Annotated in this window: 10 protein-coding genes and 3 pseudogenes; 5 read left to right on the plus strand and 8 right to left on the minus strand. The window is 58.5% G+C overall.

From position 1 onward, the window contains the following. Positions 1-30 precede the first annotated feature (30 nt). Positions 31-627, plus strand: coding sequence for an NADPH-dependent F420 reductase (locus tag CAter10_RS11125; RefSeq protein ID WP_061533461.1), 597 nt, complete (start codon positions 31-33; stop codon positions 625-627). A gap of 259 nt (positions 628-886) precedes the next feature. Then, complete coding sequence (locus tag CAter10_RS11130; RefSeq protein ID WP_061533462.1) at positions 887-1381, plus strand: GFA family protein; 495 nt, start codon at positions 887-889, stop codon at positions 1379-1381. Between the two features lie 67 nt (positions 1382-1448). On the opposite strand, the gene CAter10_RS11135 is transcribed toward CAter10_RS11130, so the two are convergent. Beyond that, on the minus strand, positions 1449-2810 hold the full coding sequence (locus CAter10_RS11135; protein WP_061533463.1) for an O-linked N-acetylglucosamine transferase, SPINDLY family protein: 1362 nt from the start codon (positions 2808-2810) through the stop codon (positions 1449-1451). Between the two features lie 188 nt (positions 2811-2998). Here CAter10_RS11135 and CAter10_RS11140 point away from each other — a divergent pair, with 188 nt between their 5' ends. Then, positions 2999-3343 carry a cation:proton antiporter domain-containing protein gene (locus tag CAter10_RS11140; RefSeq protein ID WP_231878938.1) on the plus strand — a complete coding sequence of 115 codons (345 nt, stop codon included), beginning with the start codon at positions 2999-3001 and terminating at the stop codon, positions 3341-3343. Between the two features lie 140 nt (positions 3344-3483). Here CAter10_RS11140 and scpB read toward each other — a convergent pair whose 3' ends face one another. The 3 genes and pseudogenes from scpB to CAter10_RS11155 all read right to left on the minus strand — a co-directional run bounded on the left by scpB (position 3484) and on the right by CAter10_RS11155 (position 6884). Continuing rightward, positions 3484-4287, minus strand: coding sequence for a methylmalonyl-CoA decarboxylase (gene scpB / locus CAter10_RS11145; RefSeq protein ID WP_061533465.1), 804 nt, complete (start codon positions 4285-4287; stop codon positions 3484-3486). Further along, positions 4284-5536: pseudogene (locus CAter10_RS11150) on the minus strand (CaiB/BaiF CoA transferase family protein). Before CAter10_RS11150 ends, scpB begins: the two are co-directional and overlap by 4 nt. 32 nt (positions 5537-5568) lie before the next feature. Next, a pseudogene (locus tag CAter10_RS11155) lies at positions 5569-6884 on the minus strand (MFS transporter). A gap of 174 nt (positions 6885-7058) precedes the next feature. On the opposite strand from CAter10_RS11155, the gene CAter10_RS11160 reads away from it, so the two are divergent. Then, complete coding sequence (locus CAter10_RS11160; protein ID WP_061533466.1) at positions 7059-7997, plus strand: LysR substrate-binding domain-containing protein; 939 nt, start codon at positions 7059-7061, stop codon at positions 7995-7997. A 75-nt stretch (positions 7998-8072) separates the two neighbouring features. After that, positions 8073-10276 (plus strand): annotated as a pseudogene (locus tag CAter10_RS11165) (OsmC domain/YcaO domain-containing protein). Positions 10277-10442: 166 nt separating this feature from the next. On the opposite strand, the gene CAter10_RS11170 reads toward CAter10_RS11165, so the two are convergent. The 4 genes from CAter10_RS11170 to CAter10_RS11185 are packed head-to-tail and all read right to left on the minus strand — an operon-like array spanning position 10443 to position 14519. Continuing rightward, a complete protein-coding gene (locus CAter10_RS11170; RefSeq protein WP_061533467.1) occupies positions 10443-11045 on the minus strand; it encodes a peroxidase-related enzyme in 603 nt (200 codons plus the stop codon). Next, positions 11042-11590, minus strand: a complete 549-nt coding sequence (locus tag CAter10_RS11175) for a CMD domain-containing protein (protein WP_061533468.1) — start codon at positions 11588-11590, stop codon at positions 11042-11044. The genes CAter10_RS11170 and CAter10_RS11175 overlap by 4 nt, the downstream gene beginning before the upstream one ends. Beyond that, positions 11587-12897 (minus strand): acyl-CoA thioester hydrolase/BAAT C-terminal domain-containing protein, encoded by a 1311-nt coding sequence (locus CAter10_RS11180; protein ID WP_061533469.1) that lies wholly within the window; start codon positions 12895-12897, stop codon positions 11587-11589. The genes CAter10_RS11175 and CAter10_RS11180 overlap by 4 nt, the downstream gene beginning before the upstream one ends. A gap of 41 nt (positions 12898-12938) precedes the next feature. Beyond that, the gene (locus tag CAter10_RS11185; RefSeq protein ID WP_061535295.1) at positions 12939-14519 is read right to left on the minus strand and encodes an ABC transporter substrate-binding protein; all 1581 of its coding nucleotides are present in this window, start codon (positions 14517-14519) and stop codon (positions 12939-12941) included. Between the last annotated feature and the right edge of the window lie 24 nt (positions 14520-14543).

Consider the following 14543-nt stretch of genomic DNA (forward strand, 5'->3'; position numbering starts at 1 on the left):
AATTTTTCAATCTCATCCAAAGGAAATATCATGAACATCGCAATTATTGGCTCTGGCGCCATCGGCTCCACCATCGCCCGCAAACTTGCCCGCAACGGCATCCCAGCCGTCATAGCCAACAGCCGCGGCCCGCAATCATTGCAAGCCTTGACTGACGAGCTTGGTCCGAACATCAAAGCCGTCAGCGTGAAGGAAGCGGCCGAAGCGGACCTGGTGATCATTGCCGTGAACTGGGACCGCATTCCAGTGGCGCTGAAAGACCTGGGCCCCTGGAACGGTCGCATCCTGGTCGACACCAACAATGCGGTTGAAGTGCCGTCGTTCAAGGCCGTCAACCTGGGCGGACGGGCATCAAGCGAAGCAGTTGCAGAGCTAGCCCCGGGCGCTCGCGTCGTCAAAGCCTTCAATCATCTCCCTGCGGCCGTACTGGATGCAGATCCGCAAGCCAATGGCGGCCGTCGCGTGTTGTTCCTGTCGGGACAAGATGCCGATGCGAAGAAGACGGTCAGCGATCTGATCGCACGCCTTGGTTTCGCCCCGATCGACCTGGGTGGAGTCAACGAAGGCCGTGCGGTACAGTTCCCCGAGGGCCCGTTGGCAATACAGGATCTGGTGAAATTCAACTAATTTGCTGCAGTTGGACGCCGGCAGAACCGCCACATTGCCTGACATACGGCCAGAGAAGAGTCGCCATCAGACTGGCATGTAGTTTTGGTTGATGCCGAATCAAGGCGCATACCGTCTCCTGTTCAACAGTGCTGTCTATCGCCGACAGCATGATAAGGTAGCCGGTGCGTCCTTGACGGCATTTCCCGCATGATGACTTTCTGCCGCCACGCAAACCGCCTCTGGGACATGACGCAAATTTGATGATTGCGAGAAAACCATGAAACTCAAGGGATCCTGCCATTGCGGCGCAGTTCACTTCAGCCTGGAAAGCAGTACGCCCTATCCTTATCAACGCTGCTATTGCTCGATTTGCCGCAAGACTCAGGGCGGCGGCGGATACGCCGTCAATATCGGCGGCGACGCCAGGACATTAAAGGCTACCGGGTGGGACGACATCAGCATCTACCACGCCAAACTCAAACGCAAGGGAGAGCTGCGCACTCATACGAGTACGGCGCAACGACATTTTTGCCGACGCTGTGGCAGTGCGTTGTGGCTGTATAGCCCGGAATGGCCGGAACTGGTCCATCCCTTTGCCTCAGCGATCGATACGCCGCTGCCCGTCCCGCCTGAGCATACCCACCTCTTGCTGGCCTACAAAGCACCGTGGGTAGAGGTCAAGGCAAGTCCAAAAGACAAGCAGTTTACCCAGTTCCCACAAGAATCCCTGCATGATTGGCATCAGCGGCTTGGCCTGCTCGACACGGACTGAATTGGCCTCACACGCCGTTTCGGCCCAAACCTGGTCAAGCCGTACCGTTTCAATCGTGGGAAGCCATTTACTCAAGCCACACGTGCATCAGCATCTCTTCAAAATCACGCGAGTAACTGCGGATATCGAATAACGGAAGACTCTCGCGCCGGTTGCGCAAATGCGCTCGATAAGCTTCCAGGGAGCGCCGGTCTTCAATCATGCGGCCGGCAATGGCGACATAGTCCTCGGCCGTCTTCGCGATCAGGCCCGATAACCCGACGGCATTCAGCAATGACGCAGCCACTCTCGATGCGAAGGTTTCTCCCATCAGCGTCAGGACAGGCAGACCGGCCCATAGTGCGTCGCTGCTGCCGGTGTGCCCGCCATAAGGATAAGTGTCCAGCATCAGGTCCGCGCAGGCGAGCCGCGTGATATGGCGTCCGATCGCCTCGATCGGTGAAAAAAAGAGTCGAGCCGGATCCACGCCCCTTAGCGAGGCCTCCAGGCGTAAATTCTCGGCGCCCGAGGCAGCCGGCTCCAGCAGCCATAGAACGCTGTCGGAATGGCGCCGTAATATGTCGCACCAGGCGTCGAACATCGGCGGCGTGATCTTGAAAGTCGAACCGAGATTGGCGAGCACAAACTTGTCCGGCGGCAGGCCGAATTCTTCCCGTGGACAAGGCTGGGGAAGTGGCCGTTGCAGATCGTTAGGCTGGTACGAGAATGGCAGCCTCGCTATCCGTTCAGAATAGTTGCATGCCAGTTCGGGAGGCACGACAATCGGGTCAGCAATCAGGAAATCGACCATCGGCGCACCGAAGCCGGACGGATTGTATAAATAGGCGATCTGCACGGTGGCCGGACGCAGCGCCAACACGCCGACGCGCGAATCGGTCGGATTTCTGAGGAATAGCAAGATGTCGATCGCATCGCTTTCGATCATCTCGGCGATGCTGGCGTTGTCCAGGTGTGCGACTTGATGAAAGCGGTCGAAGGCCTTGATGATGCGCTGTCGCATCGGATCGTCGGCCGTCGATCTGGTATCGTAGGCGATGTACTCGAACCGGCTGCGGTCATGCTCTTCGATCAGGCCGACCATCAGGTGCGTGGTCGCCTGATTATAAAAATCCGATCCCAGGAAGCCAACCCGCAACTTGTCACCGGAAGCGATTGCGCGCCGCGGCCTTGTTGAAGCAGGAGAATCTTGGCGAATCGAGAAATTTTTGGCGTGGCGCTGGCTGATATCCAGCAGGTCGGCGGCGCCGAAATAGGGAGATGCCAGGACCGGCTCGCCGATCAGGAATCCACCCTTGTGCCTGAAGTTGTCTCGCAAGGCACGTTGCAGATAGTCGTAACGCTGCCAATTGCAGACCCGCAGCGAAGCAACCAGCTCTTGCCCGATCGTATCGAAATCGCCGGGGAACAGTTCATTGATTCTTTGAAACATTCGCCTCGCTCTTTCTATATTTCCTTTGCTTTGGAAGGCGTTGGCGGACTGTATCAGCCGGCTTTTGTCGAAATGTCTGATCATGGAATGTGGCAATAACGGAGCGTTAAACAAAGGAATCGTACCGCTGCACAGCATGCAATGTTGCGCGCCCAAATTGTACTCTGGCCGGTCACGGCGCAGCAATTTTGTTGGGCGGCATTCTGGCGCCGACCGACCCTGTGCTGGCGTCCGACGTACAAATAAAGAATGTCGACGACCGCGATCTCATCCGCACCAGCCTGACTGGCGAAGGCGGTATCAATGACGGGACCGCCTTTCCGTTTGTCATGCTGAGCCTGGCCTTGCTCGGTGTCCCCGCAGCAGCAACCTACAGCGATGCATATGCCATATTGCACGTGGCATGGGGCGTCATTGCCGGGCTCGTTGGCGGCTGGATGATGGGCTGGCTGCTGGGGCCCGTGGTGGTAGGCTTGCGCCCGCCGGCTTCCATTCGTCGGCACTGGCCCCGCGCATCAGCTCCATGGTGCTGACCGTGATAGCAATGTCCATCGTCATGCATGGCATCCCAGCCACGCCATTAATGGAAATGTACCAGCGCCGCCGCCATCGCTGACGCCACGATTGGCCGCCGGGAACGGGGTGAATGTTCGAGTCACTTGAATGCGCCTATTTAAACGCCTCGAAACACAGGTTGTCGGCGCTCGGCGAAAGCGGCAAGTCCCTCGCTGAAATCCTCGCTGGCGCAGGCCTGCCGGCGCAGTTCGGCAATTTGCTCCAATGCCTGTACCGGCAGCGGTTGCATGTCTTCGAGAATGCGCAATTGCTCCTTTACCGCTCGCACCGCCAGCGGCGCTTTGGCCGCGATGCCAAGGGCCATATCGAGCGCCGTCGATTGCAGCAAGTCCTGCTCGACCAGGCAGTTTATTACACCGAAATGCGCGGCACGTTCAGCGTCCAACGGCTTGGCGCAGAAAAACATTTCCTTGAGCAGGTGGATCGGCAGATTGTTAAAGAAACGCAATAGTCCGCTGGTGGTGTATGGCAGCCCAATATTGGCGGGCGTCATGGCGAAGCGTGCACTGCGGTCAGCTACCACCAGATCGCAGCTCATCGCCAGGTCAACCGCGCCGCCCCATACCGATCCCGACACCATGGCGATGACCACGCCTGGATAGGCACGCACGCTACGCAATACCTTTTCCAGCGGCTTGCCATAGGCCACAGGATCACGGTCATGCGCCAGTTCGCCGAGATCATGGCCGGCGCTCCATACTTCCTGCCCCACTTTACCGCCAAGGAGAACAACCGGAATACGTTGCGCCGCCAGGTCGGCAAGACATGCGTCCAGCGCGTGCAATAAATCGACGCTCAGCGCGTTACGTCGAGGCGGATTGCTGAACACGATCTGGCCAACGCGTTGGTCGATGATGTGGGCGGTGACAGTAACCACTGTTTCGTTTTCCAGATGGCTCATCGCGTTGCCTCCATAAGCCGTTCGGCCGCTGCCGACTGCCGGACCGCTACTGCTCCCTGATACACCGCTTTCGCCGCCAGCAAGGCGTCAATCGACCCATCATCGAAGCCGATTTCACGCAGTGCTTCCAGCGTATGCTCGCCAAGACCGGGCGGCGGCCTGCGGGTAACAGTTGTCGCGCCATCCGTCCCGTAGCGCGCCACCGGCGTAACCACCTGCCGCAATGCGCCAAGCGTCGGATGCTCGATCGTTTCGACCAGGCGACAGTGTCGTACCTGCGGATCGTCAAACACTTCGGCCAAGGTATTGATCGGCCCCGCCGGCAAGCCGGCGTCGACGAACAATTCGCTCCATTCACGTTTGCTGCGGGTCTTCAGGCGTTCTTCAAGTATCGATTTCAGTACATCGCGATGCGCCACACGCATTTCGTTGCTGGCAAAGCGCGGATCGTCCGGCAGCGTCGGCAGATCGAGCAACTGGCACAACCGCAGCCACATATCGGCCGTAATCGGCGCCAGGTTGAGGGGGCCGTCGGCGGTTTCGAATACGCCGTACGGCGCGATGACTGAATGGGCGTTGCCGGTACGCTGCGGGATTTCGCCCAGGCTCAGGTAGCGCTGGCCGTGTACGCTCAGCAGGCCGACCAGGCTCGACAGCAATGAACTGCCGACATGCTGGCCGCGACCGGTGCGTTCACGTTCAAGCAGTGCGGCGAGTACTGCCATGGCCAGCCACATGCCGGAACTCATGTCGCCGATGGCAGTGCCGGTGCGGGTCGGGTCACCGTCGGCAAAACCGGTCAGGCTCATCATGCCGGAATAACCCTGGGCGATCTGATCGAAGCCGGGCCAATCGCTCAGCGGGCCGTCGGCGCCGAAGGCGTTGATGCTGCCCATCACCAGGCGCGGGTTACGGGCGCTCAGGACCTCGTAGCCAAGCCCCATGTTCTCGATTGTGCCTGGCTTGAAGTTCTCGATCACGACGTCGGCGCTGTCGATCAGCCGGTGCAAGGCGCTCATGCCTTCGGGCTTGCGCATGTCGATGCAGATGCCGCGCTTGTTACGGTTGCAGGACAGGTAATAGGTGCTGACGCCACGGTCGAACGGTCCCCATGTACGACTCATGTCGCCGCCCGGCCCCTGCTCCACCTTGATCACATCGGCGCCGAGGTCGGCCAGGGTCATCGAGCAGAAAGGCCCGATAGCGCGCGGCTGAGGTCGACAACCTTGATTCCTTTTAATGCTTGCATCTGGTTCTCCAGCTAATTGATGAGCGAAACCACTATTCGGGCAGTTTCTGGTCGCGGGTCTCAACCGCAAAAGGCAGTATCAGCAAGCCGACTCCAAAAGCCGCCGCGGTCCAGGCCACCGGCAGGCCGAGTGAACCCTGCCATTGAATCGCCGCTGCCAGCAGGAAGTTCACGCCGGCGCCCAGGAAGCGGCCGATTGAGGCGTTGAAAGCGAAGGCTGTGGCCCGTATCCGGGTCGGATATTGTTCCGGCAGCCACAGCGAGAAGATCGCGAAATTGCCGCCGAAGAAGCCGAGGAACAACAGCGACACCATGAACAGGTTGAGCCCATCCGGTTGATAGAACACCCAGCCGAAAGCAAACACAATGGATACCGCCATGCCGGCAAAGTAGATCCCGAGGGCGGCACGCCGACCTACCCGTTCGGCCAGCCAGGGCGCAGCGAGGCAACCGAGAATGGTGGCGAACGAGAGAATCGCCGCGCCAATCGAAGCCAGGTGCACCGCGCCGATGCGATCGATACCGGCGCGGGTCGCCAGCGTGACCACTGCACTAGCCTCATACACCGAACCGGCCCACAAGCCGATTACCGCCACGCCGACCAAAGTGGCACTGGTCAGCGTGCGGCGTCGGAAGGCTGGCGAGAACAATTCTTTCAGCGAACTGCTTGCACTCACGACGGCAGCCACATCCTTTGACGCCTTGTCCCACTGACCAGGCTCCTTCACCCGCAGCACCGTGAAAATGGCCAGCAACGCCGGCGCCAGGCCGCACAGGAACATGGCGCGCCAGCCATACGTCGCACCGATCGTGTAATTCAGCCAGGCGGCAATGAAAAAACCCAGGTAGTACCCGGTTTGCAGATAACCCGCGCCCATCTTGCGGCGATCCTCCGGCCAGCTTTCGGCGACATAGGTACCGGCCAGCGCCCATTCGCCGCCAACGCCGATGCCGGCAATCAGGCGAAACGCCGCCAGTTCCCAGACATTGTGCGCAAACGCGGCGGCGCCGGTAAACACGGAATAAATCAGAATGCTGGCGGCCAGGGTCTTGACGCGGCCAAAGCGGTCAGCCAATGGCCCCAGATGAACGACAGCCCCCAGCCGATCAAAAACAACGCAAACAGGATAGAGCCGTACATGCCGAGATTGCCGGGTGTTGCGGCAATGCCGGACAGCGGCAGCAATTCGGTCAGCGCCGGAATCAGCACCAGCGCGTAGATCACCGAATCCACGCCGTCCAGCACCCAGCCGGCGTAGACCGCCCAGAATCCGCCGATCTGTTCGCGGGTGAGCGTTGTGCGACGGGGTTTGACGCCCGTCGGATTGACAGCAATCGCCTTGTTCATTCTTGTCTCCTTATCAACCTATATCGGCTGTGGTGAAGCGCTTCCGGGATGGCTACCCGGGCACGCATCGATTTTTGTGAGTCAAGTATAGGGAGGCAGTAAATACTTTAAAAATATGTTATTACTCTATCTCCATAGGATTAACATATGGAATACAACACAAGGGAGGCGAGATTGGATTTGCGGCAACTGCGCTATTACGTGAAGGTAGTCGAATGCGGCAACGTTACACATGCCAGCGAACTGCTGCATATCGCCCAGCCCGCAGTCAGCCAGCAGATGCGCAACCTGGAGCGCGATCTGGGGATGCAGTTGCTGGAGCGCAGCGTACACGGCGTGGCGCCGACCGCAGCTGGACAGACGCTGTACCGGCATGCGATCGAATTGCTACGCCAGGCCGACGCTACCCGTGATCTGCTGCTTCAAGATGCCGAACGGCCGCAAGGGAAAGTATCGGTCGGCATGCCGTCCAGCACCGCTCGGGTGCTGGCGATGCCGCTGGCGCGCATGGTGCGCGACCGCTATCCGGGAATTGTGCTGGAATTGATCGAAGCGCCAAGTGCCGATCTGGGTGGGCTGATCGGTGGCGGCCGGGTGGAAATGGCGGTGGTCGCCGATGCGGTCGAGACACGCGGGGTGGCTTCGCAACGGCTGGTTACCGAGGTGCTGCACCTGATTGCATGGCCGGATTTTCCGCTGCCGACCGAGCCACTGCAACTTGCTGAACTGGCCCGTATGCCATTGATCCTTCCCAGCGCGCCGAACTCCATCCGCAGCCGCGTCGAATGGGCTTTGCGCGAAGCAGGCCTGTCATGCGACGTCCAGTTTGAAGCGAGCTCCACCGCGCTGCTGTTCGCTGCGGTCATCGCCCGGCTAGGCGTGACCATCCTGCCCTGGTCGGCAGCGCATGTTGAACTCGACGAAGGCAAGCTGAAACTGGCGCAGGTCGATCACCACCTGTTCTCACGCGATCTGTCGCTGTGCTGGCACGATACAGAACTGCTCAGCAACGCGGTTCAAAAAGTCAAGTCGATCATCCTGGAACTGTTCGATGTACTGGGGCGCCGTCCGGAATGGACCGCCGGAACGCACGGCCAGGACGGAAGCGCATGAGTTGACATCATACAGGGTACCGGCCTGGCGACGGATGACGGATAATAGCGGTTACATCATTTATAGAATTCCCCCATGGAAATTAAGGTCAACTTTCTCGATAAGCTACGTCTTGAAGCCAAGTTCGATGACTTCACGGTAGTTGCCGATCAGCCCATTCGCTACAAGGCGACGGTTCGGCGCCCGGCCCCTTCGATTATTTTCTGGCCTCATCGGCTTTGTGTGCAGCTTATTTTGTGAAGTTGTACTGCGTAACGCGCAATATTCCTACCGAAAATATCCGCCTGTCGCAGAACAATATTGTTGATCCGGAAAACCGGTACCAGCAGATTTTCAAGATTCAGGTCGAATTGCCGTCGGATATTTCCGCCAAAGACCGCCAGGGTATTTTGCGCTCCATCGAGCGTTGTACGGTAAAGAAAGTAGTGCAAGCCGGGCCCGAGTTTGTCATTGAAGAAGTGGAAAACTTGGATGCCGATGCGCAGTCGTTGCTGACGTTGAAGCCGGCCTCTGGCGTCAACACCTATATTCCGGGCAAGGATCTGCCGTTGGAGCAGACCATCGCCAACATGTCGGGCGTGTTGGCCAATCTGGGCATCAAGATTGAAATTGCTTCTTGGCGCAATCTGGTTCCTAATGTGTGGTCGCTGCATATCCGCGACGCGCACTCGCCGATGTGCTTCACCAACGGCAAGGGCGCGACCAAGGAAAGCGCGCTGGCGTCAGCGCTGGGGGAGTACATCGAGCGCCTCAATTGCAACCATTTCTATGCGGGTACATTTTGGGGCGAAGACATCGCCAACGCAGCGTTTGTACATTACCCGAACGAGCGCTGGTTTAAGCCCGGCCGCAAAGATGCGCTGCCGGCCGAAATCCTGGATGAGTACTGCCTGCAAATTTACAATCCCGACGGCGAGTTATCCGGCTCGCATCTGATCGACACCAACTCCGGCAATGTGCAGCGCGGTATCTGTTCGCTACCGTATGTGCGACAGTCGGACGGCGCGGTGGTGTATTTCCCGTCCAACCTGGTCGAAAACCTGTACGTCAGCAATGGCATGAGTGCCGGCAACACGCTGGCCGAAGCGCAGGTGCAATGCCTGTCGGAGATTTTCGAACGGGCGGTAAAGCGCGAAATTCTGGAAGGTGAAATTACATTGCCTGATGTGCCACAGGAAGTGCTGGCGAAATACCCAGGCATCCTGGCCGGCATTCAGGGATTGGAAGAACAAGGCTTTCCGGTGCTGGTGAAGGATGCATCGCTGGGAGGCGTGTACCCGGTGATGTGCGTCACCCTGATGAACCCACGGACCGGCGGCGTATTTGCCTCATTCGGCGCGCACCCAAGCCTGGAGGTGGCGCTGGAGCGCAGTCTGACGGAATTGCTGCAGGGCCGCAGTTTTGAAGGCCTGAACGAATTACCTCGGCCCACCTTTACCAGCGAAGCCGTAACGGAGCCAAATAACTTTGTTGAACACTTCATCGATTCCAGCGGCATCGTGTCATGGCGCTTTTTTAGTGCCAAAGCGGATTTCGAGTTTGTTGAGTGGGATTTTTCTGGCCACGGTGAAAACTCCAATGCGGACGAGGCCGCGACCTTGTTCGGTATTCTCAAAGAGATGGGCAAAGAGGTGTACGTTGCGACGTATGACAATTTGGGCGCCATAGCCTGCCGGATTCTGGTGCCCGGTTATTCGGAAATTTACCCGATAGAGGATTTAATCTGGGATAACACCAACAAGGCGCTGTTGTTCCGCGCCGATATTTTGAATCTGCATCGGCTGGGCGACGCCAGCCTGGAAGCGCTGCTTGAGCGGCTGGATAACAATGAGCTCGATGAACATTCCGATATCGCCACATTGATCGGTATCGAATTTGACGAGAATACGGAGTGGGGACAATTAACCGTTCTCGAGTTGAAGCTGCTGATTCATCTCGCCTTACAGCAATTTGAGGAGGCCCAAGAGTTGGTAGGAGCCTTCCTGCAGTACAACGACAACACGGTCGAGCGCGGACTGTTTTATCAAGCCTTGGATGTGGTGCTGGAGGTACTGTTGGACGACGACCTGGAACTGGACGATTACGTGGTCAATTTCCGTCGGATGTTCGGCGACGCTCGGATGGACGCGGTAATGGGGTCAGTGGACGGCAGCGTGCGTTTCTTCGGACTAACCCCAACGAGCATGAAACTGGAGGGTCTCGATAGACATCAGCGCCTGATCGACAGTTACCAAAAATTGCATAAGGCACGGGGTAATATGGCGACGACTGCCAGTTAAGGTTACTAGTCATGTAACGGAAAAAAATCCTCGCGCGCAGAAGAAAAAGCCACCGTTTAAGGTGGCTTTTTCTTTGCTCATGCCTTGAAATTCATGTGAATATTACGGGCAGAGGACAGGGTTCTAACCTGCGATACAAATCAACATACTTGATTGATTTCTTTCCTTACGCGGTTGCCGCGTCAGCGGCAGGAAACACCGGTTCCCCCAGATTCAGCATCAACCGATTCGCCCAGGCAAAGATCGCAACCGAATGAATCAGATCGAGGATTTCCAGTTCAGTCAAGCCGACTTCTTTCAATGCATCGATGCTGGCCGCATTCAGTTCGCTAGGCGCATCGGTTAGTTCGGCCGAAAACTTGGAAATTGCCTGTTCGCGTGCATTGATACCAGCCAGGTACGGATCGTCGAACACCTGCTGCACAGTGTCATTGCGCTTGGCGAGTTGCTCGAATCGTTGGGCATGGACCGACGCGCAATAGACGCAGCCGTTGATGCGCGACACCACCATCGCACCCAGTTCCCGCTCAGCGCGCGACATGCCGCCCGGCGCATACATGATGGCGTTGAAGGCAGCCGAGCGCTGGCGCAAAATATCCGGCTGATGGCCCAGGAACAGGTAATAATCCGACGTTTTGGCCTTGGGATGGCTCTCTTCCAGCACCTTGATCTGGTCTTCGGTAGCGTTGCCGATATCGATGATGTCCAGCCACGCGTCCCATTCCAGCACCTCATTGGTGAAACCGTGCGATTTGATGATGCTGCTCATGCTTGCTCCTTGTGGGACGACGGTGCGGATTGCGCGGCTAGTTTGAGCGCTTTGAGGCCGACGACCACGCGCACTTGATACGAAATGAAGGCAATCAGTTGCGACAGTGCGACCACGGCAGGTGTGCTGATGTCTGCAGCGGGCAGGCTTTGCAGAATTTCTTTATCGCCTTCGACCGGACGTTGCGTCAAGGCGCGCGCGAAACACAGCATGGCGCGCAGGCGACCGGCCGGCAGCTGCTCCGGCTGCCCTTCCGCCGCGACAGCCAACTGTTCCGCATCCACCGTCAACGAAGCCAGGCGTTCACGATAATGCGCCACCAGATCGCCTGCGCCGCTAAGCCGGCACGCATACAGCGCCACCAGCAGACGTTCATCAAGGCCGATGCCTGCCAGATCCGGATCAAACAAGGTGTCGTAACTGCCCTGCGTTGCGGCGGCAACTTTCTCACGCTGATGGCGCAGCCCGTAGGTAGTGCCGCCAGGCTGCACGCCGACCAGCTTGTCGATGACATCGTTGTCGAGATCGTATGTGTGCGTCGTCATGGGGTTTCCTTTTTAGAAATGTGTGCGGCGACCGCATGCTGCAGGAACGCCAGAGCCTGTTGCCATGAATGTCGATCGGCTTCTGCATTTGCCAGCGGCTGGCCGCCGCCGGTGCTGATGCGTCCGGATACCGGATGGGCGTAGCTGAGCTGGGTCGTCGGCACATAGGGGAACAGAATCGAATGCCCGGCATCCTGGTAATCCTGCCACTCGACCGGATACGGATGACCGGCCTCTTTGAGCTTGTCGCTGACCATTTTGGAATACAGGCTGGATGGCCAGGAACCGTCGTCGCCCGCGGAAAACAGCAACACCGGAGCCTGAATTTTCTCTACCGGGATGCGCGCCCGCGCTACCGCCGCCTCATCTTGCAAGGCAGTCAACATTGCCAGCGCATGCCGATGCGGCGGTGGTCCTTCATCGAACGGCTGCCAGCTGGCGGTACGATTGTTTTGCCACTGGTGCGGCAACGGTTGGCCGTTCAAGAGCCAGGTCGGCCCTTCCCGCCCTATTGCCGGATCGGCGGCGTTCTGGCCGCTATGCACCAGTGCGCTCGGTACGTAAGCCAGCACTGCCGATACCTGCTCCGGAAAGGTTGCGCCGAGCAGCAACACCAACTCACCACCACGCGACTGGCCGCTGATGGCGACGAAATCCGATCGCGGCTTCAGATTGCGCCGGATCCAATCCAGGCCAGACTGGAAATACTCCAGCGGCGTGTTGGAGATGTAATCCGACAAGCCCGGCGCCTTGAAATACGCCAGCGCCAGCGCCGCGTAACCGCGCGACGCATACAACGCAGCGCGCGCCTCGTTGATGCCGCCACCGGAGCCGTTGAGTATCATGACGGCAGGATGCGGACCATCGCCAGCCGGCAGGAACAGTGTGCCGACCAGACCTTGCTCGCGCAACGGACGGCGGGTGACACCTGAGACACACAGGCGCTGCACCAATTCGGCATCGGCGCTGTGCTCGCCGGCTTTCGCGGTCAAAGTGGTCACGAGCGGTTCCTGTACATCCGCATGGAATACCTCGCGCCGACCTGGCTGCTGCGGCGTTTGCGACCACAACAGTCCCATCGCCGAGACACCCGAATAATCGCCGTCCACCGCCTCGGCCAGTGTCAGGTCGACTTCCCCCTGCGCATCGGCCACAAAGCTGGCGCTGCTGTGCCACCTGCCCCCTGCGCGCAAGGTGCTGCTGGCGACCTCTACACGCTCGCCAGCCGCGGCGCCGCGAACAACAATGCGTCGCGGGACGTCGATCAGGTCGTCGGCCGGGCTGACGCTGATTTCAAGCTTCGACATCGCCGCCCTCCTTTGCCTGCCGCAACCACTGGCCGGACATCTTATTTCTTCCCATCCTGAGTCACCATCATGGCTGTGGTGCGGTCGCTGCTGACCGGCGTAACTTTCAAGCCCTTCTTCGCAGCCCAGATATTTTGATAGTGATACAGTGGGATTACGCCGGCATCGTCGGAAACGATCTTGGCAGACTGGCGCAAGATGGCTTCACGCTTGGCCACATCGAATTCGGCGGTTGAATCGGCAAGCGCCTTGTCCACTGCCGGATTACTGTAATGCCCCCAGTTCGAAGCGCCCAGACCTTTCTTCGCATCGACGGTCGCCAGCACATTCACCAGCGCGTAACTGGCTTCGCCGGTGCCATTACCCCAGGCCAGCATGCTGACCGCGAATTCATTCTTGTTGGCGCGTGTCGAATAAGAAGCCCATGGCACGACTTCCACCTGGGTCTTGACGCCGATGCGGGTCCAGAACTGCGCGATGGCTTGCGCGGTTTCCGGCGCCTGCGGATAGCGATCATTTGGCGCATGAATAGTCAGCTTGAAGCCTTGCGGGAAGCCAGCCTCAGTCAGCAGTTTCTTGGCCTGGGCAACATCGTTCGGAATATTCTTGATGTCCGGGTTGTAGCCGAAGGTATCGGCCGGCATCCATTGATTGGCTTCAGTGGCGGCGCCTTGCAGGATGCGGTCGACCAACGCCTTGCGGTTAATTGCCAGCGACAAGGCCTGTCGCACGCGCACGTCGAGCAATGGATTCTTTTCCAGCGGCTTGCCGTTGTTGTCGGTGATATAAGGGTTCGACCCCGGATGGAAGCTCGGCTGCAGCAACAACACGCGCAAGCCGTTGTACGGGAACACCTTGACGTTTGGCGACTGCTTCAACCTTGCCAGATCGGATACCGAAACCTTGTCAATTACATCCACATCGCCGGAAAGTAAGGCTGCCGTGCGTGCCGCAGCGTTATTGATGTAGCGGTAATTGACCTTTTCCCATATCGGCTTTTCGCCCCAGTAGCTGCCATTGCGCTCCATCACGACACGGTCGCCAGGCGTGTAGGCAACGAATTTGTAAGGACCGGTGCCGACCACGGCAGCGCCACTGTTGTAATTCTCGGTGGCAGATTTTTCGCCGACATGCTTGCTGACGATGTGCACCGACGCCAGGTTCAGCGGTAGATCGGGATTCGGGATGTTGGTCTTGATGATCAATGTCAGCGGATCCTTGGCGGTCACCGATTCAACCGTGCGCAGATAACCGGCAAAAGTCGCCACGCTGCCCGGCACATTGCGGGCGCGCTGATACGAGAAAATCACGTCAGCGGCGGTAAACGGCGTGCCGTCCTGCCACTTGACGTTGTTGCGCAGCTTGAACTCCCAGGTCTTGGGATCGATATTTTTCCAGCTCACGGCCAGGCCGGGTTGCAGCTTGTTGTAGTTGTTTTCAACCAGCAGATCCCAGAAATGCAGGTCGACCGAGCGGTCGCCGGCATGATTGTTCAGTTGCGGATCGAGCGACGACAATGGATCGGCGAAAGCAATATTCAGCGTCTGGGCCTGGATCTGCGCGCTGGCGGCAACACCCAGCAAAGCAACGGCCAGCAAGCTGGAAAGGAGCGTTTTTTTCATCTGCATCATCCTCGGTTAGTGTTC

The sequence above is a fragment of the Collimonas arenae genome (genome assembly GCF_001584165.1).
Lineage (GTDB): Bacteria > Pseudomonadota > Gammaproteobacteria > Burkholderiales > Burkholderiaceae_D > Collimonas > Collimonas arenae.

Excerpts from the sequence above, each read along its gene's own strand:
- CAter10_RS11125 (WP_061533461.1), top strand. The coding sequence starts at position 31 with ATGAACATCGCAATTATTGGCTCTGGCGCCATCGGCTCCACCATCGCC.
- CAter10_RS11130 (WP_061533462.1), top strand. The coding sequence starts at position 887 with ATGAAACTCAAGGGATCCTGCCATTGCGGCGCAGTTCACTTCAGCCTG.
- CAter10_RS11135 (WP_061533463.1), bottom strand. The coding sequence starts at position 2,810 with ATGTTTCAAAGAATCAATGAACTGTTCCCCGGCGATTTCGATACGATC.
- scpB (WP_061533465.1), bottom strand. The coding sequence starts at position 4,287 with ATGAGCCATCTGGAAAACGAAACAGTGGTTACTGTCACCGCCCACATC.
- CAter10_RS11170 (WP_061533467.1), bottom strand. The coding sequence starts at position 11,045 with ATGAGCAGCATCATCAAATCGCACGGTTTCACCAATGAGGTGCTGGAA.
- CAter10_RS11175 (WP_061533468.1), bottom strand. The coding sequence starts at position 11,590 with ATGACGACGCACACATACGATCTCGACAACGATGTCATCGACAAGCTG.
- CAter10_RS11180 (WP_061533469.1), bottom strand. The coding sequence starts at position 12,897 with ATGTCGAAGCTTGAAATCAGCGTCAGCCCGGCCGACGACCTGATCGAC.
- CAter10_RS11185 (WP_061535295.1), bottom strand. The coding sequence starts at position 14,519 with ATGAAAAAAACGCTCCTTTCCAGCTTGCTGGCCGTTGCTTTGCTGGGT.